The sequence below is a fragment of the Kordiimonas sp. SCSIO 12610 genome (assembly GCF_024398015.1).
GTDB lineage: Bacteria > Pseudomonadota > Alphaproteobacteria > Sphingomonadales > Kordiimonadaceae > CANLMI01.
The window spans coordinates 3,113,374-3,135,615 of the sequence record NZ_CP073747.1 but is presented as its reverse complement, the minus strand read 5'-3'; the positions used below and the strand labels follow the sequence as shown (position 1 = coordinate 3,135,615).

Genomic DNA, 22,242 nt, shown 5'->3' with positions numbered 1-22,242 from the left:
AGTGGAAGAGATAGATTATGTATATATTCTTTAGGAAACAATCCTTCATATTGCGGTGAGGCACTCTGTAGCATTGAAAATATGGTGATTATCTATCATATAAGGTTCAACTATTACCAATTTGAGCAGAAGTTAGGATAAAGCATGCAAACCAACAACAAAATCATGGATGATATCGCCAAGCTTGCAACGGGTGCGGCCGGTACGCTGCACGGCGTTAAAAACGAGATGGAAGGCCAGTTTCGTGCATGGTTTGAAAAGCAGATTGCAGGTATGGACCTTGTGAGCCGTGAAGAATTTGAAACGGTGCGTGCGATGGCAGAGAAAGCTCGGCTTGAAAATGATGCCCTTCGCGCAGAAATCGAAGCGCTGAAAAACGAGAAATAGCAGCTTAATTATAAGGGTTGTCTGTTTGTTGATGATTATCGCTCAGTCACCACGATAAAATCGAGGTTTATGACAAAATTATAACAAATATGGCTGTTTGTTAATATTTTCTTGCATCAATTCTTAACTAATGGCACCCTATATTTAGTGTTCATAAAAATATAGGAAGCTATATATCGTGCTTCTGACGCGACATATATGAGTCACTAACCGGCTAACTGATCTGCCGGTTTGATTGGCCGGCGGGTCCCACCTCTAAGGGGAAAATGGGATGACGACACTTAATACGGCCCACAGCGAAACATATTCACCTAACCCTGTCGATATTGCGGAAGAGCTTGCTGGCGTTAATGATTGGCAACTTGAGCGGCAAAATGATGATGAGCTTACGCTTTTTATCGGCGGCCAATATACAGACTTTCAATTTCGGTTAATGTGGCGCGAAGAATATAAAACGTTGCAGTTTGCTTGTTTGTTTGACCTAAAAGTCCCTAAAGGACGCGATAAAGATATTTATAAAACCCTTGGGCTTTTGAATGAAAGATTATGGATCGGCCATTTTGAGTTTTGGGAAGACGAGGCCATTTTACTGTTCCGGCATGCGAGTTTAGCAAATGATCCGATGCTGGGACATTTTGGCGAAGAGCATTTGGCTGCGATGGTAGAAACAGCCATTAGTGAGTGTGAACGATTTTACCCTGTGTTTCAATTTGTTATGTGGGGCGGGCAATCACCTGAAGAGGCTATTGAGGCAGCAATGCTTGACTGTGTTGGTTCAGCCTAAAGCAATTACTATAACCTATGAATATCCCTTAATTAGGCGCGGCGACTATGCTGCGCCTTTTGCTTTTGATTAATTCAGAAATAGATTAAACATAGGGCAAATTATAGACGTTTATTTTTACTCGGCTTGAAGAATAGGATTTCATGATGAAAACACTCTTTTCCGCAGATGCGCCATTGGTTTTGCTTGGTTGCGGTAACATGGGCGGTGCTCTTTTGGATGGATGGTTGAAAAGCGGACTTCAGGCTGATGCTGTATACATAATTGACCCTGCACTTACGGAAAAAGCTAACCGGGCTGAGATGTTTCAGGCATTTCCTGAAGCAAACATTATTGCCCGTGCTGATGACTTGCCTGCGACTATTCATGTGAAGGCAATTTTGGTTGCGATCAAGCCTCAGATGATGGCAACGGTTTTACCCTCAGTAAAGCCAGCGTTAAATAGTGACACTTTGCTGCTTTCTGTGGCTGCGGGAACAACGATTGCAAATTTTGAAACCTATCTGGGATCAGGGATCAAGATGATACGGACGATGCCCAATACCCCTGCCGCGGTTGGTAAAGGCATAACAGGCTTAGTCGCCAGTTCAAATGTGACAGATGATGAAAAACACGTTGCTGAATTACTAATGCAGGCGGCTGGAGAAACTGTGTGGGTAGAAAACGAGGCGTTGATTAATGTTGTCACGGCAGTTTCTGGTAGTGGGCCAGCTTATGTGTTTCATTTGATTGAATGTTTGGCAGCCGCTGCGGAAAACGAAGGCTTGCCTGCGGACGTGGCTGAAGAACTCGCTCGGCATACGATTGTGGGAGCAGGCGCTTTGCTGGAAAATGAGCCGTTAACAAGCGCAGGTGTTCTCCGCGAACGTGTAACTAGCCCAAATGGGACGACAGCCGCAGGGCTTGATGCGTTGATGGGAGTTGATTGTGGATTGGGTGGCCTCATTCGGGAGACAGTCAGAGCAGCGCGGAAACGGGGTGAAGAACTAGGTGGCTAACCCAGAACCAACTCGTTATTCCCATGTAAAAGAAAAAAGCCCCGAAATAAATTCGGGGCAAAATAGTTAGTCAACTTTTAGGGAGGTAGTATCTCTTCCAAAGAGAAACTAAAGGGCCGGCTCCCGAAAGGGGAAGTGGGGAGGGGAGGGTATCCGAGAACCGGCCTTTATGACGTATAACCGTCAAAGCAGTTTGCTGCGTTGCAGCGTGTGAAAAGGGTTATACGCAAAATCGCATCTATGTAGAACCCATTTAATTTTCTTACCAGCTATGCATTTTTTGCATATCTCGTTGTTTTTGATAATTTATAACTGACTAGCTTTTGTTTCGTTAACTCTATTGTTTTCAATGCTTTAGATGTCAAACTTGTTAATTTCAGGTATAAATAAATTATGGCATGCTATAACTTACTTGAATATTCGAACTTTGGTTCCCTGTAAAAGGTCAATAATTATGTTTTTAAAATTCCGTGCCAATGTGTTTGTTGCTGTAATTTTACTTTTGAATATTTTCCCCTCATTGAGCACGGCTCAAGATGCGTCAGAATCATTACAAAGTTCAATTGAGCCGGATGAAAATGGTTTCATTGATTATGAAGCCCTAATGTTTGAGGCTGCGGATGACCGTGATGGTATAAACCCGGTTTTTGAGGAAGCGCTGAAAGCAGGCTATATAGATGCCTTATGGCATTGGGGCCAAATTGGCACACCCGGGTCATGTCAAAAACTCGCTCGATATCTCAACCATAACCAAAATGATGTTAAACTCTATGCTGCAAGTGGAGCCGCCATGTGTATGGAGAATATCTCTACACCGGCGCTTGTGCTGCAGATCAATCGTGAGCGAGACCCCTTGATCAAAGGCGAACTCTATCGAGCTCTTGGTTATACCGGCCGTGTTGATGTTCGTTCCATTCTTATTAACGCGATATCCAGCGAAAAAAAGACTGAGGCCTTAGAAGGTGCGCTCGAAGGCTTGATGCAGAATATTGTATATGCCGGCGTAAAGGCAGGCGACCTACCAAATCTGGATTATCAAAAACTGATCAAACTTACATATGGTAAAAACGCAGAAACAACAGCGTTAAGAGCAGCGTATCTTTTGACACGTATGAATGAATTAGAGGCCTTTCTGACATTTTCGGACTTCGAAAGCGCCTTTGATAAAGCTGAATATGAGAGCGTGAAATTATTATTACTTCGTGCGATTGGGCGCGTGAACTTAGGAGCTGGAAAGGTTGATTTTCTATTGTCTCAACTGTCCGGCAATAACCCTAAATATCGTCAGGAAGCCATTGCAGGCTTGGGCGCATTGGATGATGTTGCTGCAACAACGGCCTTATTAGCGATAGTAAAGGACAAGGAACGTGCTACGCACGAGAGGCAAGCTGCGATTGCTGCCTTGAATGTAAAGGTGTTGAAGGAAGCTGACCTTAAATCACAGTATGCATCTCTATTAAAATCCTTACTTTTGGAAGATAACGACTGGATCAATACACAGGCGATGCGGGGCCTTGTCGCTTTGGATAAGGCAAAGGGCGAGGCGCTTGCATTCGATTGGCTTTCTTCAGACAATTATTATTATGCGTTTCATGCTATGGCCCGCCTTGCAGCAAGCGAAGAAGGACGTAACTTGTTGAAAGATTTTGCGGATAAAAGTGATAACTTCGTCCGCGCGCGCGAGGCGAGGATAGCTATTGACCCTTCGATCGAAGCACGCACTGTTGCCAAAGCATCGCCGGATTATAAAGATGCCTTGAAAAGTCAAAGCCGTTTAACGATGAAAACGACACGCGGCGACATTATCATGGATACGCACCCAACTGCACCGTTTACAAGCCATAATTTTGTGACGCTTGCAAAGCAAGGAAAGATGGATGGCATGTTGTGGCATCGTGTTATCCCTAATTTTGTCGCACAGGCAGGACAGAAAGAAGATCAAAGTCTCTATGAATGGGGCAGTATTCGGGAAGAATGGGCGGCCGGCACACATTCAATTGGAAGTGTTGGGGTGGCAACAGCCGGTAAAGACACTGGTGGTACGCAGTTTTTCATCAATACGCACCGTAATCTTCATCTCGATGGGCGGTACACTGTATTTGCGCATGTTGTTGAAGGCATGGACATTGTCTACGCCTTGCAGGAAGGTGATCAAATTTTGAGCGTTCTTGTGGAACCTATCCCTGAAGAACAAAATTGAGCGCTACTTTAAACGGGCACTCCTGATTTTCTTGAATGGCCTCTTTTTGTCGTTAGCATCATGAATAATGATGAAAATGCGGGATATCTGTGTGTCACCATCCACATATCTGAGTGTGGCGTGCAGAGTTTCCATGCCATACAGAAGGCGAAACTCTTGTCGGTCATTTGCGTCTGGGGAAGTTTGGAGGTTGGTGTTTAGTATTTTTTTGCCTCCAAAATTTCTGTTGGTGATATAAAAGCTGCCAATATCCTTTTTTTTCTTCTTGAGGCCAAAATCAACCCGGACAGATTTGTCCTTGGATAGAAGGTGTTTCTCATTCCTAACCAGAATTTCAAGGCCCATCACACGTGCTTCGGGGTGTTTTGAAACATCGAATGTTGTAGAAATTGTTTTATGCTTTTTATTAAGGTCAGCGCCGATTATGGGAACTGTTAGAATGTAAAGTGCGCATAGAAATAAAATTGGTAATCTTAACATCCTCGCCTCATTCACAATTAGTATTTAAATTTGACACTTGCGATTGTCCTGCTTCCTTTTACAATATACGAAACATTGGAGATATAAATGCTTTATCTGGTTGCTCTTATTCTGCCGCCACTTGCTTTATTACTGTGTGGCAAACCTTTTCAAGCCATTATTAGTGCGGTGATTTGGATCTTAGCTTGGATTTTTGCTATTTTTGCAGGCCTTGGCTTTTTTATGTGGATCGTTCTTGCTGTGTGGGCAGTACTGGTCGTTCGAGATCGAAATACCCGTAAAATGATGGAAGAATTACAGGCACGGCACTAGAGGTATAATATTACCCCTAGCACTGCGGCATTTTCATAGCATTCAATTCAGTGATAGCTGAGTTATGGTCCGTTGAAGTGATCCTGAACAGAATATTGGTTATGTCTTTTGCAGGACAATAGTTTGCTTCGATTGCAATGAGTAATTCGACCGGATTGTTCTTGTTGAAAGGGTCGAGCCAATCCCCTTGGAAAAGGATTTTATCCTTCTGACGTTCAAGGAACTTGTATGTGAATTGATTGGCCTTGTTTTGTTTTTTGTCGGTGTTACTAACGGCCAAATATAGCCCGCGGTAATATTGATTTAAAAACGTTGAATAGTCACTGGGGGTAAAAGCCTGCTTTTCCTTTATGTGCCATAGAAAAATGTAATTGAAATAGTCAGAAGCCTTAGGTTTAAACATGCCGGGTGCGAAATGAACTTCCTCCGTTCCGGAAAGTTTAATCTCAGGTGCAAATTCCAGCGGAAATGCGAACACTTCTTTGCGCCAATTATCGGGAACGTTTAAAATAAGATTGTCTTCAGCCAAAAGATTACTGGACAAAGTGATCAGCAGAATGATTGTGCAAATCTTTTTCATAAGTTGCCCTATAGAATATTACTTTCCGCTCTGATTTGGCGAACCATGAAATCCCTGAAGAGTGCCACCCTCAGCGACCCTCTGAGTTCTGGAGGATAACAATAATAGCTATTGAAAGGTGTCCCTTCAATATCGGGTAAAACGCGCATAAGTTTCTGCCGGTTATGGACTAGATAATCGGGCAATACGGCGATACCAATCCCGGCTTCAACGGCATGCATCACAGCATACAGGTTGTCAACTTGAAGGCGTGGTTTTCTTTTTTGCTTGGGATTACCTATATCATAGAGCCATTGCATGCTTTTCAATACGGGGGAATTGGCATTACTTAGCGTGATTAAATCATGATGATCTAGATCATCAGGTGTAACTGGTGTACCGCGTTGATCCAGATACTCGGGGCTGGCATAAATATGGGTGTGGAAACTTGCCAGTGGACGTTGAATTAAATCAGCCTGCTCAGGATCGTGCAAACGAATGGCAACATCGGCCTCACCCGCGGCTAAGTCAAGATCACGATCATCAAGAATAAGTTGAATATCAATTTCGGGATATTCATCCATGAATTGTTTCAGATGAGGGGATAGCCAAACAGAGCCAAAGGTAACCATTGTTGTTACACGAAGTAATCCAGTTGGCCTTTTTTTCGACTCCAGCAGGTTGCGTTCTGTCTCTTCGATTTTGTGGACAACTTCACGTGCCATATTGTGAAGTTCTTGTCCTTCATGCGTCAAAACTAGCCCGCGGGCATGGCGCGTGAAAAGTGAAACATTCAGGCTTTCTTCCAATGCCCGAATTTGTCTTGAAATTGCTGATTGGCTGCTGTTCAAACGGTTTGCAGCATTTGTAAAGCTTCCGCTTTCCGCAACAGTATGAAAAATACGTAGCCTATCCCAGTCCATAACCTGTTCTCGCTCTACTGTATCTAGAAATAATTCGATGATCTTAAGGATTTTGTGAGAATTTGGAAGTTATATTCAGCGAAACTTTGGTGAGTATGGCATGGATGGTAATAACGAAGATATTCTTAAAAGGACGGTACAGGCGCTTGGTCGTCATGTACCTGGACTGTCTGTTGAGGCTGCATCGATTTTTCTCCTGCTAAGTAGCGATGATCAGGAAAACGGATATTCCTTGTCGCAAGCGCTTGGTTTTGCGGCAGTTCGTGTCGATACGGCACTCGCTGAATTAATGCAGAAAAGTTTGGTTGAAGTTGTTGATACAGACTTGATCCCTCAATTGGTAACATTGACTGAGCAGGGATATACGGTTCAGGCTCTTGTAAATGATGCAGTTGTACACTGAACAGGTTTGCAAATAAAAAGCCCGCACGGGTTGGTGCGGACTTAATTCTTTTGAATACTAATTTGCTGTTTATTCAGCGGCTAAAGCGTGCTCTAATTCAGCGATATATTTTTCTGCTTCAAGCGCCGCCATACATCCCATGCCTGCCGCGGTAACGGCCTGACGATAGACTTTGTCGGTCACATCACCTGCTGCATAGACACCAGGAATATCTGTTTGCGTGCTATCCGGCTTCTTAAAAAGGTAACCTTCTTCATCCATCGGCAATTGATCTTTGAAAATACCAGTGGTTGGAGTATGGCCAATAGCAACAAAAACGCCGTGAACTTCAAGGTCTTCGGTACCGCCAGTTTTAACGTTTTTAAGGCGTACACCAGTTACACCGAGAGGCTCTTCTGTGCCCAGGACTTCATCCAGAACAGTATCCCATTTCACTGTGATATTCTCTGTTTTAAACAGGCGTTCCTGAAGAATTTTTTCAGACCGTAATTCGTCGCGGCGATGAATGAGTGTGACTGATTTACAAATGTTTGAGAGGTACAGCGCTTCTTCAACAGCAGTATTGCCGCCACCAATTACGACAACATCTTTGCCGCGGTAAAAGAAACCATCACATGTGGCACATGCAGACACGCCGTATCCGTTGAATTTTTCTTCAGATGGAATGCCTAGCCATTTCGCCTGTGCACCAGTTGCAATAACGATTGTGTCGGCTGTGTAAACTGTACCACTATCGCCAACAGCACGCTTCGGAGTTGCCTTCAAATCAACTTCGTTGATCAGGTCATAGATAATTTCAGTTCCAACATTTTCGGCTTGCTGGCGCATAGCTTCCATTAACTCTGGACCTTGAACGGCATCAGCGAAGCCAGGATAGTTTTCTACGTCTGTCGTTATTGTCAGCTGACCCCCAGCTTGCATGCCTGTTACAATCATGGGCGAAATATTTGCACGGGCAGCATAAATTGCAGCAGTATAGCCTGCAGGGCCAGAGCCGATGATAAGCATTTTAGTATGTTTGGTGTCAGTCATTCTTAATATCCGTTGAGCACTAGGTGCGCTTCATAAATTACTATTGATATTTACATAGCGTTCTGGTGCAAAAAAGCAATGTCCATCATTAGACGCCGCAATGGATTGTTTCGATCATAATAATCGGAAAAACCGAATAAAAGATGAAGGCTTTCAAACTGATCAGTAATGTTTGAAGTTTCTTAGCCGTTATTAAAGGCTAATGATGATCATACATATAGGCGGTAATACTATATTCTTTTGTTTTCAGATTTATTCTTGGCGCAAACAGAAGGTTTAGAGCGGGGTGCAAGGTAATGTCCACACCGTGCACCTGTTGCTGGTCGACAGGTGAATATGAGCCAGCCGGTTTTAACTGCCACAGGCGAGGATCATTTAAAAGTGACAGTATCAGCGCGCCGTTTTTGTTGATGGTGATGCCATCGATATTGTTTATTTCGCTGTTTTCGGCGGCCAGTAGACCCAGGTGAGTCCCCGTTTCTAGCTGCCATGCATGGAGTGCGTCACCACCCGAGATTAAAATGTTATTGGTCGCCAATAGTCCGTTTGCATTTCTTAAAGCACGGGCATCATGGATGAAAACAGATAATTGACCATCTATGAGCTTGTATATGGTGGCTGAGTTGCTGGCGGAAACATAGATTGTTTCGTTAGGCCCGATGGTAACGTCATTAAGACCCGGGTTTTCGTCGGATGTTTGATATTCTGCGAGTATGTCACCCGATGTTGCATCTGCAACCTTAAGTGTGTCGATATCTGCAAAATATAATTTGCCATCATGAAAGATGATGCCGGTTGGACCATTCAGGCCGGTAAGCCAGTTTGCTTCAAAATTACTTCCATCAGCATCAAGCCGGGAAATATATCCTAAACCGTTTTTGCTATAACCATGAACATTCGTTACGAAAAGTTTGTTGCTGATAGGGTCATATGCGACGGATTCTGGCTCATATAGGCCATTTGAGATTGACCAAAGTTCATGAAGGCGTTGCTTTTGCTGACTCGCTAAATTGTCTTGCGCGTTTATGTTGGTACTCGCAGTCACAAGCAAAAAGATGAAAAATAATACAGGTTTCATTCAAGCCTCCATCTTTCGGACAAATACACCATAGTGAAATTTCAACCTGGCTGCAAAAAACAGATAAAATTGTATATGCGTTTTATAAAACCGTTTGATAGGGTTAACCTATTCGGTGAAAAAGTAACTAAGGAATTAAGGGGGCGATACAATGATAACATTATATTGGTGTCCGCAAACCCGTGCAGCGCGCGCGATGTGGATGTTGGAAGAATTAGGCGTGGATTATGATTTGAAGATAATCGATATCCGTGATGAAAAAGCGAAAGTGGATTCCGGTTTCCTTCAGGCCAGCCCAATGGGCAAAGTCCCGGCCCTAAATGATGGGGAAGCAGTGTTGGCAGATAGCGCTGCAATATGCCTGTATCTCGCTGATAAATATCCTGAAAAGGCCTTGGCTCCCAGTGTTGACGACCCATTACGTGCGCAATATTTATATTGGATGGTTTATGTGCCAGGTGTCATTGAGCCAGCAATGGCAGAGAAGTTTTCCAATATACCACCCAATAAGGTTTCTCATGGATGGGGTGATTTTGACACGATGATTTCGGTCCTGGAAAATGCTTTGGACGGTGAAGATAAGGGGCCTTGGTTACTTGGCGATAAATTTAGTGCCGCTGATGTTATGGTTGGGTCAACGGCTAATTTCCTGAGAATGTTCAATATTTTACCCGATAGCCAAATTATCAATGATTATATCGACCGGTGCCTGACGCGCCCTGCATTTGAACGCGCGCTCGCGAAAGATGCTGAACACGCACTTCCATCTTGATTGCGTATATTTAAAAGAAAAGGCCTCCGAGGAGGCCTGAAAGTGAAACATATACTGGTAATTAACGACAGTTAGTTATGCCGTTGCAACGATTGAGTCAGGGCGGGTTTGTGCGCTAACTTCGCTTGCAGCAATATATTTGGTTGGGTCTTGAATATTCATCATTTGGCGAATTTCGCTCAGTGGCACTGCCATAAGGTTTTCCCAGTCCTGGCCGGGCAACCAAGCTGCTTGGCGGCCATGTTTGAAGGCTTGCATGACTGCACCCAAAACACCGTGGCCTTTAAATTTTTTGGAGAGATCAAAAGCACCCATTAACGCAATTGCAGCGAAACCAAGGCTTTTTGTCTGCGAATATGAAAAAGCAACCACACAAAACTCGCCCAGTCCATCGCGGCCATAGCCTGTGATCACGTGCCAGAGGTCATGCATTTCACGGGTGCGCATTGCGTAGCGCTCGAAATTTTCATCTTGAAAATGGCTGAAACTATCGTCGCTTGCGTCAACTAACCCTTCAGCGGTGATATTCTCTGTGATCATAAAGTTGAGATATTCACGGCCTAATGAACCTTCTGGTAATTTTGCAAGGGCCTCACGGTTCTTAAGTGTATCCAAAAGGTCGATTTTCTTTTCGATGATATTTGTGCCGATATCTGTTTCGATAAAGCGTGCATATTGCTTGTGTAGCGAGTCGCCAGTAAGGGCTTGCATGATCTTGAAGACCTGGTTTGTATCTTCACGGTCTTTCATAAGTGCGCGCAGTGCCTTCCAAGCAGCAAAATAATCGCGACGGGGTGCTTTTGTTTTAGTTTCCATTGTCATCATCTTAATCCTGACTATAACTCTATATCATAAATACACGCCGATCACCTTATCGACAAATTTGTTAATAACGGTTATATGGCTTATAAACATATTTGTCAATAAGGAATTTGATGAATGTCAAAACCTGTTAAAAGAGTGCGCCGAACACCCGAGGAAGCGAAAGCGTTAATTTTGCATGCTGCGCAGCAACGACTGGAAGCTGTGGGACCAGAAGGGCTTCAGGTGGCTGAGATTGCGAACATCGCAGGTGTAACCCATTCGACAATCTTGCATCATTTCGGAAGTGCTGAGGGCGTGAGGGCTTCCCTCGCTCAGAAAATGGTTGAAAAACTGCTCGGGGATATCCTCGAGGTTTTGGATACCGGAAGTATCGTTACAAGTGACCATAAGGCCTTGTTTCGAGTGTTCGCTGTGTTGAGTGATGAAGGTAATGCGAGACTACTGGCGTGGACAATGCTCAAAGGTTTGGAACTGGAAGAAGGCAGAGAGACCTTGGCGGCGCTGTTTGAGAAATTGGCCCATGGTGTAAAAACAGCGATCATTGCTGTAAATGAAGAAGACATAACCGATGCTACGGCCCTTCGACATGCAAAATACACAATATTCCAGGTTGCGTTAACCGCTATTGGTGATGGTATCGCTGGTGATTATATTTCGAGCCTACTTGGGTTTGATGAAGAGCAGGGAACAGTAGGGTTTAGGGACTGGTTTGCCGAACGATTACTATCTTCGGGCGATCGCTAGGGTTTTGAACTCGCCCTATATGTTAACAAGCCCCGGCTTTGTTACCGGAGCTTATTAAATTTGATTTAGATTTCTTATAGTTCTTCAGCGTGCTTTGATAGGTATGCAGCAACACCGTCAGCGTCAGCTTTCATGCCTTCGTCGCCTTTATTCCAGCCTGCTGGGCAAACTTCACCGTGCTCTTCATGGAACTGAAGCGCTTCAACAAGACGAACAAATTCGTCTACGTTACGGCCAAGCGGTAGGAAGTTTACATATTGGTGCCAAACGTTTCCATCTTTACCAATGAGGAATGTACCACGAAGGGCAACACCATCTTCTTCAATCAAAACGTCGTAATCACGTGAAATTTGCTTTGTGATATCAGCAACCATTGGGAAATCGACTGGACCTAGGCCACCCTCTGCTGTTGGTGTATTGCGCCATGCAGCGTGTGAGAACTGACTATCTACAGAAACGGCAACAACCTTTACGCCAAGTTCTTTGAACTTGTTCATACGGTTGTGGAACGCTAGGATTTCTGATGGGCAAACGAAAGTGAAGTCTAGTGGGTAGAAGAATACGAGACCATAGTCTTCGCCAATATATTCTTTCAGGTTAAAGTTTTCATTGATGCTGCCATCTTCCATCACAGCAACTGCATTAAAGTCCGGAGCTGGTTTACCTGCGAGAACCGCCATTTCGATATCCTTTATTAAGTTAAATACTATATTTAATGAACTGGATTGATATACTGAATAAATCAATAACTCTCGCGCGGGAGTGTATTGTTTTACTAAGAAAATTCAACTTATTTGCGGATGTTGTGTGATTGCTAATCTCGATTTCAGTAATCGATTTAACAAATTTATTTTAATCTTAATTATTGATCGCATAAAAAGTATGTCAAAGCAAGATTAGTTGGATTTAATCACACCTGTTCGTGCTTTGAAACCGCCTGTGTTTATGGTTTATTGCATGTGTAAGGTTGGAGATTGGTGACGTGGCAATTGAGTTTTATGATAGTTTCTTTCGATTTGGTGCCATAGTTACCATGCTATGGAGCGCGTTTCTGCTCGCAAAATATTTCCCAAATGCTATTCAAGCAAGATTGGGCGGAGCTGCTGCGATATCGATCAGTGGATTTCTGATTGTCTCAATATACGATGAGACTGCAATTTTTGGACGCCTTGGCGTCCCCTTGGTGTTGGTTGCTGAATTGAACCCTGGCCTGACTTGGCTGTTTTGCTTATCTCTATTTAAAGATAATTTCAAAATTCAGCCGGCACATTGGTTGGTGGTCATTTTTTATGTTCTTTCCGCGATTATTTATCAGTTTGATATACTAACCGACTATAGTGCAGTAACCACTTCTCGGTTAGTTCGTATAGCGATATACGGTTATCTTATTTATGTGATTATTGCAGGACGTAACGAAGACTTAGTTGAAGAGCGACGGTCATTCCGCCTGTGGCTTGTTGGCGCGGTAATAGCGGCAACAGCATTCATTTCTATTGCAGAGCTATTTTATCCTGACTTCTATGATTTGGGTTATGGCTCGTTGTCGCAGGCAGCCGTAATATTTGTTATCAGCTTGTTTTTATTATCGCATATTACCCGCGTGAATGATCAAGTCTTCTTCGTTAGGGCAGATGATGTAAAGATAGGCAAAGTTGATAATGCAATTGAGGATACTGACCTGTCCGCAGAAGACCGTCATGGGCTGAATGACCTTCAAGCCAGCATGACAGATGGAATATATAAAGAAGCGGGTCTCACGATTTCAATGTTGTCCGAAAGGCTTAATATTCCCGAACATCGATTGCGTAAATTGATCAATCACCACTTAGGGTACCAAAATTTTTCTCAATTCTTAAATGAATACAGAGTCGATGATGCAAAGCGTAGATTGTCAAAAATTGAGGAACGTCATAACTCTGTTTTAACAATTGCGATGGACCTGGGGTATCAATCTTTGGGACCCTTTAATCGCGCTTTCAAGAACCGGACGGGTCAAACACCCACAGAGTTTCGAAGGCAGCAACTGCAGGACAAGGTATAAAAATTAGCGAACTTTTACTGGTCAAAAACTAAAAAGACTTGCTGATTCTTAAAAATATTTGTCGTTTTCAAAATCAACGAGCCATAGAAATCATGGCCTTCTATGTAACTTGCAAGACGGCATGCTTTTAACTCTCATGTTACTCTCCAAAGGTATGTCGTCATATTTAAATCGGTTGAACAAAAAGTCGGCCCGAGAATAAACATAAAGCGAGTGATAGATATGGAAGATTTCTTTTTATATTTTGCAGAGAATTGGGATACGTTGGGCGGAAGATGGCTAAGTGCTTTCTATCACGACTTTAAACGTTATTTTCTCGCAGCAAGTGGTGTTTTTGTTGCTATTTGGATAATTTTGCGTCCGTTTTTGAAAAATCGCAAAATTAGAAAAGCTACTCCTTCAAAACGGCAAATGGTCTTTGAATTTTTGCATTCCGTAAAAACGGTTGCCGTATTTAGTACTGTTGGTTTAATTATTAACTATGGGTATCAACTGGGATGGTTTCGTATTTATAGTGATGTGAATGAATTAGGGTGGGGGTATCTAATTTTCTCGACCTTCCTGATGATCTTTTTACATGATACCTATTTTTACTGGACGCACCGTTTGATGCATGTGGCAGGTATTTACCCGCGCATTCACGGGCTTCATCATAAATCCAATAATCCAACCCCTTGGACTGCCTATAGTTTTGATTGGAAAGAAGCCGTGATTAACTTCATGTATGTGAAGCTGTTTTTGATTGCTATTCCTATCCATGGATTGGGTGTGTTTACCTTTTTAACATTTATGATAGTTCGTAATGCTATTGGTCATTCAGGTTATGAAGTCTTTCCAAGGCGTTGGGTCACTCACCCGGTTTGGGGGCAGCTAACAAATGTTACGCACCACGATCTGCACCATTCTTCCTTCCGTTATAATTATGGTCTGTATTTTACCTATTGGGATCGTCTAATGGGAACAGAGCACCCAGAATATGTTGCCAAAACATTGAAAATTAAAGGTGCCCGTAGGAAAGTTGGGGGTGGTTATACCGTTCCTGACGTCGTGGCTGCTGAATGAGGCAGGTAAATACAAGGGTTGTCATAAACTGATAGTAAAACTAAAAAGCTTGAAGTGAATTGCTAATAAATGTTTGTCTTCAAGCTTACCTTTTTTTAAGTGCAGCAAACTCACTCTTTAAGGTTCTTGCGCAGGCTTGTGCAATCTCTGACTGAAGTCTTACCTGAAGAAAATTATTATTCTCCTCTGCTTTAGCCAGCCGCCCTAACGCCTCTTCCATCAACATTAGAGTAGATTGAATAGTTTCAAATGGATCGTTTTCTGCGCTATCAATGTCTACATCAGGGGTTGGCGTTTCTAACTCAGTGGCTACTTCATTACTAGGGGTGTTGGGGGCTTTGCTTTCCTCACGGGAAACGATCTCTGGTCTTTCAGGGCTCAAGTTTTCCGCAACTTCATTGATAGTGTCCCCAAGAATTTGGTTAATATCAGATGGGTTTTCCAGAAGTGTTTCTAGGGTATTCTTATGTTTCTTACTTAGAATAGGATTAGATTGAGGAATTGTATTTTCTTCACCGCCCATTCCGCGCTCATCAAACCAGTTCAGTGGTTTGCTTGGCGAAAATGAAAACTCGTTATCTGTTGAGGGCGAGGGCGCTTTTGTAGTGTTGTGTGTTATTTTTTCTTCGTTATTAAGAGACGAAGAAGCATACTCTGTAACGTCGGGGCTTATATCGTCTGCAGGTATAATGTCGTCCTCGCCTCTGGCGGGAATAACCGGCTTTAAAATGCCTTCATATCCATCGAACGCACCTGTATTTGGGTCAAATAAAGGCGATGCCTCTAGGGTCCAATATCTTTGCGCTTGCTCAAGGTGTGCCAAATATATGGGGGCTTCATGAATTGAACTGCGTCTTTGGAATGCACGGCTTACCGGATGCCCCAGTTTTGTGTTTAGGGCCAGCATATCGAGCATTGCTGCGCCAATAAGCTGGTAATTGCCGCCGGTTAAACGCTCTGCTTGACTGGAGACTTCAATAATAAAGCCATCGCGGTCACTTCGCCATGCCCAGGACCCAGTTTCTGGCTCAATCAATGGACGCTTGATTGTTGTTGGTTCGGCCGCCGGCTCCGGTGCTTTTGGTTCTTTCTCCGCCTCGTCGTTCTGTACTGATATAGAATGTTGTACCGTTTCAGAGTCCTGAGCCGATAAGGGCTGAGGAGGGCGTAAAGACCTGAATGAAGGCTTTGTATTTAGTGCGGTTTTTTTCTGAGCAACTTCATCATCAGTTAAGACACTCGGAGCCTTACCTTCTGACTGCGGTATCTGATCAATACCGTAACTGCCATTCTGATCCTCAGAGCTTTCTTCAACGAAATTGATCGTTTCATTGTTTTTGTTATCACTGAGGTGGCTAGTGACTATATCCTCATCGGTTTTTAGAATGCGTATCTTGGCATTTGGCTTCCTGTATTTTTCCGGATGCAACGGAGTTACAGACGCCAAATCTTGCGGCGAAACCTTTGTAAGGTCTGGTTCTGAGCCTGTTTTGTTTAGCCCTAAATCCTCTCGCCACAGAGCAAGCGTTGAATTTGATCCATAAGGGGGAGCGGAAGGTGTTGCACGGGCGAGCGCAATCCAAACGTTGGCCGAAAGGTCTGTCCTTGCAGCAAGCTCTTGATGGTGTTCACGGCCAGTAATTTCAATGAGTTCGATCAATTCATCTTCATCAAAGGGTGCAGTTTTCAGCAATTTACTCACTAAACTGGCGCGGTCCTTCACAATGCAATGAATTAAATCCATTGGAGGGTTGCTCATGGAGGCAAGCAAATCAGAAACGGTTCGCCGACTCTCAGGTTCCACATGAGGGATAAGAGCGTTAACAACCTCAAGAAGTTGATTACGGGTAGGTTGCTTCGTAGGGGCTTTGTTGGTCAGGAATAAATCCACAAGATTACGGAAAAGAGCGGTACGGTCTTCACCATCCCGTTCTCTTGCATATGCTACCAACTCCCTAATTCGACTATCTAGTGCATTCATGTCGAATTTTGGTACCCTCTATTCGTTATTTACCTGCTGCTAGCAGGCAAACTATTACCGTCCCATGATGAATATTATTGTAAATTTATGTATTTATACCCATTTTACAATCGGAATTAAAGGGCATCTTACATACATATTTCACATAATTTCGGATATAGTACCTGAAACGAATCGGGATACTAGTCTATATTTATAATCGCAAGATAATTAGCCATATCTGGAATTTTATTTCTTCTTTTTATTGAAATGGTATGGAATTGTTCAAAATATCATGTTAATCAACGTATATTCTTTGGTGAGAGATAAAAAGTAAATCAGTTCTTCATAGCTGATTACACCTTTAAGGAGCGATTTATGGGGCGTGTTAAACTGGATGCCGTTGACAGAAAGATACTGTCGTGTCTGCAATCTGAAGGTCGTATTACAAATGTCGACTTATCTGAAAAGGTTGGAATAACGGCTCCTCCTTGTTTAAGGCGTGTTCGAGCCCTCGAGGATGAAGGATTCATCAAAGGGTATCATGCAGATCTTGACCAAGAAGCACTGGGCTTTAGCCTGACAGTTTTTGCAATGGTGGGATTGCATTCACAGGCTGAGGCAGACCTGCAAGCTTTTGAAGAAAAAGTTCATGAATGGCCGATGGTGCGTGAATGTTTTATGCTCAACGGCGAAATTGATTTTATTTTGAAAATTGTTGCCGAAGACTTAGCAGCGTTTCAGCAATTTTTAACCGGTGAACTGACGCCTGCCCCGAATGTTGCCAGTGTAAAAACATCGCTTACTATTCGAACATCTAAACACAAACCAGGCATTCCTCTTCCCGAAGTGAAGTAGAAAATTAAACAGCAATAAAAAAGGCCCGGTTTCGGGCCTTCAGTCTAACTTCAATACTGTGTTTATTTTATATAAACTCGATCGCTTCGATGTCGTAGTAGCGTTCGCCGCCTGGTGCTTTTACTTCAATCTCAGCATCAACTTTTCTGCCGATTAGCGCACGTGCAATAGGGGATTGGTAGGAAATCTTGCCAGCTTTGACATCGCCTTCATCTGCACCAACAATTTGATAGACAACTTTATTGTCATCCTCATCAATTAAAGTAACAGTTGCGCCGAATACGACTTTATCCCCTGATAAAGTTGTCGGATCGATAACCTGTGCGCGGCTGATCTTTCCTTCAAGCTCGAGGATACGGCCCTCAATGTGTCCTTGTTGCTCTTTCGCTGCATGATACTCGGCGTTCTCTGATAAATCGCCATGGGCACGAGCTTCTTCGATTGCCAAAACAACAGCAGGGCGTTCGACAGTTTTCAAATTCTTTAATTCTGCTTCTAGGGCCTGATAGCCTTCAAGCAGCATGGGCACTGTTTCGTTCATGTGTCCCGTCCATATTATCTTTTAATATACTGCGCCGTCTCATGGTGTTAAAGAGAAGGCTTCTCAAAATAAGGTGCGCCGGCCCAATAGGCATGGGCCGGCGCACTAGTCCTACAAATAACGCACTATGTATCAAAAATCAAGAGTACATACTTTGCTGCGACTGATAGCTATGTAACATAATCCTGAAGGCGTTTAACATCCAGCTCATCAGCATGTAATCCCTTAAGCGCTTGCACTGCTGCTTTCGATGCGGCCATGGTCGTAAAGTATGGAAGTTTCATAGTCAGAGCCGTGTTCCTGAGGCTATAGCTATCCTGAATGGCTTGCTTGCCTTCGGTTGTATTGAACATCAACTGAACTTCTCCGTTCTTCATGATATCCAATACGTGTGGTCTCTGGCCTGATTGGACTTTGTAGACAGTGTTCACGTCAAGTCCATGATCTTTTAAATATTGCGCAGTGCCCTCAGTTGCGATGACGCTATAACCCATGCCTTTGAGGTCCTGCACCATGGGAACAAGGCCGTATTTATCATTATCTTTCACTGAAACAAACACTTGCCCTTCGTAAGGTAGTTGCACACCTGCGGCAAGCTGTGACTTATAAAACGCCATAGCGAACGTACGGTCGATGCCCATGACTTCACCAGTGGATTTCATTTCTGGACCGAGAAGCACATCTACGCCAGGGAAGCGTGCCCAAGGAATAACAACTTCTTTCACGGCAACATGCTCTGGTATCGGGTCTGTGAGTTCAAAGCTGGTAAGACTTTCCCCCGCCATTGCCCGAGCCGCGAGTGCGGCTATGGGGCTACCGATTGCCTTTGCTACAAACGGAACGGTTCTGGATGCTCTTGGGTTAACTTCGATAAGATAAACTTCGTTGTCTTTAACGGCAAACTGCACATTCATAAGGCCGCAAACATTAAGGGCTTTCGCTAGCTCCTTTGCTTGGCGTTTGATTTCATTTACCAGACCCACTGGCAAACTATACGGAGGGAGCGAACATGCACTGTCGCCGGAGTGAATGCCTGCTTCTTCAATATGTTCCATAATGCCTGCAATGTGAATGTTGGTACCATCTGAGAGGGCATCTACATCAACTTCAATCGCGTCTTTTAGGAAGCTATCGATAAGGACAGGGCTATCGCCTGATACCTGAACAGCCTCATCCATATATCGGTTTAAGCCTTCGACATCATGCACAATTTCCATTGCGCGGCCGCCAAGAACATAACTTGGGCGAATAAGAACCGGGTATCCGACTTCTTCAGCTACAGAAATGGCTTCCTCTAACGAGCGCGCTAAACCGTTATTAGGCTGTTTGAGGCCAAGGTTCTGCACGAGTTCTTGGAAGCGTTCACGGTCTTCAGCGAGGTCAATCGCATCAGGGCTGGTTCCTAAAATAGGAATGCCGGCAGCCTCCAGCGCGTGTGCGAGTTTTAGTGGCGTTTGTCCGCCAAATTGAACGATTACACCTTTGACAGTTCCATTCTGTTGTTCAGTGCGAATAACCTCGATTACATTTTCAGCGGTTAGTGGCTCAAAATACAAGCGATCTGAAGTGTCGTAATCCGTTGAAACTGTCTCAGGATTGCAGTTGATCATGATTGTTTCATAGCCGGCGTCTGAAAGGGAGAAACAGGCGTGACAGCAGCAATAATCAAATTCGATACCTTGGCCAATCCGATTAGGGCCGCCTCCCAATATGATAATTTTTTCTTTGTCGGTTGGGTTGGATTCGCATTCTGCTACGCTTCCTGCGGCAAATGTTTCGTATGTCGAATACATATAGGGTGTTTTTGCCTCAAACTCGGCTGCGCACGTATCAATACGCTTGAAGCTCGGTCGAACCCCAAGGTTATGACGTTTTGTCATAATGTCATTTTCTTGGGTGCCTGTTAATTCTGCGATCCTTGCGTCAGAAAATCCAAGCATTTTTAGCTTGCGCATCTCGCGGGCGTCATCCGGCAGGCCGTTTTCAATTAGCTCTTTTTCTGCGCTAACGATGCTTTCCAATTGCCGCACAAACCAGGGTTCATAATGGCAGACACGGTTAATTTCCTCTAGGCTTACACCCTCTCTTAGCGCTTGGGCTATGCGTAATAGCCTGTCAGGGCGTGCAATAGCGAGTTCGCGTAGGATGGGGGCAAAATCACCTGAGCCAGGAATATAATCCTCAAAGGTAATGTCATTAAATCCTGTGAGGCCTGTTTCCATTGAACGCATGGCCTTTTGTGCGCTTTCTGCGAATGATCTGCCGATTGACATGACCTCTCCAACAGATTTCATTGCTGAAGATAAAGTTGCTTCGGTGCCGCCAAATTTTTCAAAAGTAAATCGTGGTATCTTTGTAACCACATAATCGATCGTTGGTTCAAAGGACGCGGGTGTGACACCCGTGATATCATTATCAAGTTCGTCCAATGTATATCCAACAGCAAGCTTTGCAGCGACCTTAGCGATTGGGAAGCCTGTTGCTTTTGAGGCTAGCGCTGATGACCGTGAGACCCTTGGGTTCATCTCAATAACAATCAAGCGGCCATCCTTGGGGTTGACGGCAAACTGAACGTTCGAACCACCGGTTTCAACACCGATTTCGCGCAGGACGGCGATCGATGCGTTTCGCATGATTTGATATTCTTTGTCAGTAAGCGTGAGTGCAGGCGCTACTGTGATACTATCGCCGGTGTGAACCCCCATCGGATCAACATTTTCAATGGAGCACACAATGATGCAGTTATCTGCTTTGTCGCGGACAACTTCCATCTCATATTCTTTCCAGCCAAGAATACTCTCTTCCACGAGAACTTCGGTGGTAGGTGAAGCATCCAGTCCTTTTGTGACAATCTCAACAAATTCTTCTTTATTATAAGCGATGCCGCCACCAGTGCCGCCCATGGTAAATGAAGGACGAATAATTACAGGAAGCCCTAACCAATCTAGAATTTCAAGGGCTTCATCCATTGTGTTTGCCGTTTTGCCGCGGCAAGTATCCAGCCCAATTTTTTCCATCGCGGCGTTAAACCGACTGCGGTCTTCTGCTTTATCGATCGCATCCTCGTCAGCGCCAATTAGCTGGACACCGTGGCGCTTAAGGGCACCGTTTGCGGATAGTGCAAGGGCGGTATTTAGGCCAGTTTGACCGCCCATTGTTGGCAGGATAGCGTCTGGCTTTTCCTTTTCGATGATTTTCTCGACAACTTCTGGTGTGATTGGTTCGATATATGTTGCGTCCGCAAGTTCCGGGTCCGTCATAATCGTTGCAGGGTTAGAGTTCACAAGAATGACCCTGTAGCCTTCTTCCCTAAGCGCCTTACATGCCTGTGTCCCTGAATAATCAAATTCGCAAGCTTGACCAATGATGATCGGTCCGGCACCAATGATGAGAATACTTTTTATATCGGTACGTTTAGGCATGTTTTTGCTCTTAAAGTTAAAGGTTGCTTTTCTTCTTACAAAAAGAGGGAAGTGTTTGCTTCCCTCTTTTATATTTTAAATCATTTGATCCATCTGACTAGAAATGGAACCGGAAACCAGCCTGGACCTGAATGACATCATAATCGCTATCAAAGGCTGTTTCAGTGCTATCGGGTGCTACCAGATCGAATTGAACATCACCTGCTGTGTAGTATCGCCCATCAATGAAAAGGTCAAAACTGTCACTCAGTGGGAATGTTGCTCCTATGATGCCTTGATAAACAAACTGCGTCCTGGTGCTACCACCGAATTGTTGCGTCACAAATGCACCTGAAGTGTCAGGAAAGCCGACAAATAAATCAGATTCAACGCCCGCCAATCCGGCACCAACGCCGATATATGGTACAAAAAAATCGCTGGCAATAGCGTCAAAATCATAAAGTACGTTCGCAAGTACACCAAATGATGATGTATCGCCGTCACGGTCTGTGTCATCGGTTGGTTCGACGTCGCCTTCACGGTATGATGCTTCTAGTTCCAGACGAAAACCTGAAAACAAACTACTTGTCGGAAGTTTATAACCAACTGAACCACCAATGCTGTAACCAGTATCATATTCAAGTTCAAGATTGCCACCAGCACCTGTTACAGGTGTGTTGGTATTACCGCTCTGGAAGGCAAGGCCTGCAAAGCCAGATACATAATAACCACCGTCTTCACGTGACTGGGCTTCTGATGATAGGGTAACAGTGGAAATTGCTGTTGCACCTAATAAAATCATCGCTAGGGTTTTTACTGTCATTTTACTGTCCTTTTAGAGGTTTTAGCCCCTTTGATGCTTTTTGGTCGCATCAGATATTC

General features: G+C 44.0%; 22 protein-coding genes. 11 read left to right on the top strand and 11 right to left on the bottom strand.

The features are described from left to right. Positions 1-144: 144 nt before the first annotated feature. The 4 genes from KFF44_RS14400 to KFF44_RS14385 all read left to right on the top strand — a co-directional run bounded on the left by KFF44_RS14400 (position 145) and on the right by KFF44_RS14385 (position 4,369). Positions 145-387 carry an accessory factor UbiK family protein gene (locus KFF44_RS14400; protein WP_255935410.1) on the top strand — a complete coding sequence of 81 codons (243 nt, stop codon included), beginning with the start codon at positions 145-147 and terminating at the stop codon, positions 385-387. Between the two features lie 271 nt (positions 388-658). Beyond that, complete coding sequence (locus KFF44_RS14395; RefSeq protein WP_255935408.1) at positions 659-1,171, top strand: YbjN domain-containing protein; 513 nt, start codon at positions 659-661, stop codon at positions 1,169-1,171. Positions 1,172-1,314: 143 nt separating this feature from the next. Beyond that, entirely contained in the window at positions 1,315-2,169 is an 855-nt protein-coding gene (gene proC, locus KFF44_RS14390; protein WP_255935405.1) for a pyrroline-5-carboxylate reductase, read from the top strand. Between the two features lie 454 nt (positions 2,170-2,623). After that, entirely contained in the window at positions 2,624-4,369 is a 1,746-nt protein-coding gene (locus KFF44_RS14385) for a peptidylprolyl isomerase (RefSeq protein ID WP_255935402.1), read from the top strand. A gap of 3 nt (positions 4,370-4,372) precedes the next feature. Here KFF44_RS14385 and KFF44_RS14380 read toward each other — a convergent pair whose 3' ends face one another. Then, the gene (locus KFF44_RS14380; RefSeq protein ID WP_255935400.1) at positions 4,373-4,849 is read right to left on the bottom strand and encodes a hypothetical protein; all 477 of its coding nucleotides are present in this window, start codon (positions 4,847-4,849) and stop codon (positions 4,373-4,375) included. Positions 4,850-4,936: 87 nt separating this feature from the next. Between KFF44_RS14380 and KFF44_RS14375 the strand changes: the two genes are divergently transcribed. After that, positions 4,937-5,161, top strand: coding sequence for a hypothetical protein (locus KFF44_RS14375; protein WP_255935397.1), 225 nt, complete (start codon positions 4,937-4,939; stop codon positions 5,159-5,161). 16 nt (positions 5,162-5,177) lie between these two features. On the opposite strand, the gene KFF44_RS14370 is transcribed toward KFF44_RS14375, so the two are convergent. Beyond that, positions 5,178-5,741 carry a hypothetical protein gene (locus KFF44_RS14370; RefSeq protein ID WP_255935395.1) on the bottom strand — a complete coding sequence of 188 codons (564 nt, stop codon included), beginning with the start codon at positions 5,739-5,741 and terminating at the stop codon, positions 5,178-5,180. 8 nt (positions 5,742-5,749) lie between these two features. Further along, on the bottom strand, positions 5,750-6,643 hold the full coding sequence (locus KFF44_RS14365; protein WP_255935393.1) for a LysR family transcriptional regulator: 894 nt from the start codon (positions 6,641-6,643) through the stop codon (positions 5,750-5,752). Positions 6,644-6,743: 100 nt separating this feature from the next. On the opposite strand from KFF44_RS14365, the gene KFF44_RS14360 reads away from it, so the two are divergent. Continuing rightward, the gene (locus tag KFF44_RS14360) at positions 6,744-7,046 is read left to right on the top strand and encodes a hypothetical protein (RefSeq protein ID WP_255935390.1); all 303 of its coding nucleotides are present in this window, start codon (positions 6,744-6,746) and stop codon (positions 7,044-7,046) included. 69 nt (positions 7,047-7,115) lie between these two features. Here the strand turns inward: KFF44_RS14360 and trxB are convergent, their stop codons facing one another. Both trxB and KFF44_RS14350 read right to left on the bottom strand, forming a co-directional pair. Continuing rightward, on the bottom strand, positions 7,116-8,078 hold the full coding sequence (gene trxB / locus KFF44_RS14355; RefSeq protein ID WP_255935387.1) for a thioredoxin-disulfide reductase: 963 nt from the start codon (positions 8,076-8,078) through the stop codon (positions 7,116-7,118). A gap of 199 nt (positions 8,079-8,277) precedes the next feature. After that, positions 8,278-9,156 (bottom strand): SMP-30/gluconolactonase/LRE family protein, encoded by an 879-nt coding sequence (locus tag KFF44_RS14350; protein ID WP_255935385.1) that lies wholly within the window; start codon positions 9,154-9,156, stop codon positions 8,278-8,280. A 151-nt stretch (positions 9,157-9,307) separates the two neighbouring features. Between KFF44_RS14350 and KFF44_RS14345 the strand changes: the two genes are divergently transcribed. Beyond that, positions 9,308-9,928 carry a glutathione S-transferase family protein gene (locus tag KFF44_RS14345; RefSeq protein WP_255935382.1) on the top strand — a complete coding sequence of 207 codons (621 nt, stop codon included), beginning with the start codon at positions 9,308-9,310 and terminating at the stop codon, positions 9,926-9,928. A gap of 75 nt (positions 9,929-10,003) precedes the next feature. Here the strand turns inward: KFF44_RS14345 and KFF44_RS14340 are convergent, their stop codons facing one another. Continuing rightward, positions 10,004-10,744: a ubiquinone biosynthesis protein COQ4 gene (locus KFF44_RS14340; protein WP_255935380.1), complete on the bottom strand. Its 741-nt coding sequence runs from the start codon at positions 10,742-10,744 to the stop codon at positions 10,004-10,006. 123 nt (positions 10,745-10,867) lie between these two features. Here KFF44_RS14340 and KFF44_RS14335 point away from each other — a divergent pair, with 123 nt between their 5' ends. Continuing rightward, positions 10,868-11,497: a TetR/AcrR family transcriptional regulator gene (locus tag KFF44_RS14335; protein WP_255935377.1), complete on the top strand. Its 630-nt coding sequence runs from the start codon at positions 10,868-10,870 to the stop codon at positions 11,495-11,497. Between the two features lie 74 nt (positions 11,498-11,571). Here the strand turns inward: KFF44_RS14335 and KFF44_RS14330 are convergent, their stop codons facing one another. After that, entirely contained in the window at positions 11,572-12,177 is a 606-nt protein-coding gene (locus tag KFF44_RS14330) for a peroxiredoxin (protein ID WP_255935375.1), read from the bottom strand. Positions 12,178-12,479: 302 nt separating this feature from the next. On the opposite strand from KFF44_RS14330, the gene KFF44_RS14325 reads away from it, so the two are divergent. Next, entirely contained in the window at positions 12,480-13,538 is a 1,059-nt protein-coding gene (locus tag KFF44_RS14325; RefSeq protein ID WP_255935373.1) for a helix-turn-helix domain-containing protein, read from the top strand. Positions 13,539-13,760: 222 nt separating this feature from the next. After that, positions 13,761-14,600: a sterol desaturase family protein gene (locus KFF44_RS14320; RefSeq protein WP_255935371.1), complete on the top strand. Its 840-nt coding sequence runs from the start codon at positions 13,761-13,763 to the stop codon at positions 14,598-14,600. Positions 14,601-14,685: 85 nt separating this feature from the next. Here the strand turns inward: KFF44_RS14320 and KFF44_RS14315 are convergent, their stop codons facing one another. Then, positions 14,686-16,581 carry a hypothetical protein gene (locus KFF44_RS14315; protein WP_255935369.1) on the bottom strand — a complete coding sequence of 632 codons (1,896 nt, stop codon included), beginning with the start codon at positions 16,579-16,581 and terminating at the stop codon, positions 14,686-14,688. A gap of 357 nt (positions 16,582-16,938) precedes the next feature. Between KFF44_RS14315 and KFF44_RS14310 the strand changes: the two genes are divergently transcribed. Beyond that, complete coding sequence (locus KFF44_RS14310) at positions 16,939-17,418, top strand: Lrp/AsnC family transcriptional regulator (RefSeq protein ID WP_255935367.1); 480 nt, start codon at positions 16,939-16,941, stop codon at positions 17,416-17,418. A gap of 67 nt (positions 17,419-17,485) precedes the next feature. Here the strand turns inward: KFF44_RS14310 and greA are convergent, their stop codons facing one another. The 3 genes from greA to KFF44_RS14295 all read right to left on the bottom strand — a co-directional run bounded on the left by greA (position 17,486) and on the right by KFF44_RS14295 (position 22,183). Beyond that, positions 17,486-17,959: a transcription elongation factor GreA gene (gene greA, locus KFF44_RS14305; protein ID WP_255935365.1), complete on the bottom strand. Its 474-nt coding sequence runs from the start codon at positions 17,957-17,959 to the stop codon at positions 17,486-17,488. A 170-nt stretch (positions 17,960-18,129) separates the two neighbouring features. Beyond that, a complete protein-coding gene (carB, locus tag KFF44_RS14300; protein ID WP_255935363.1) occupies positions 18,130-21,381 on the bottom strand; it encodes a carbamoyl-phosphate synthase large subunit in 3,252 nt (1,083 codons plus the stop codon). Between the two features lie 97 nt (positions 21,382-21,478). Then, positions 21,479-22,183: an outer membrane protein gene (locus KFF44_RS14295; RefSeq protein ID WP_255935353.1), complete on the bottom strand. Its 705-nt coding sequence runs from the start codon at positions 22,181-22,183 to the stop codon at positions 21,479-21,481. Between the last annotated feature and the right edge of the window lie 59 nt (positions 22,184-22,242).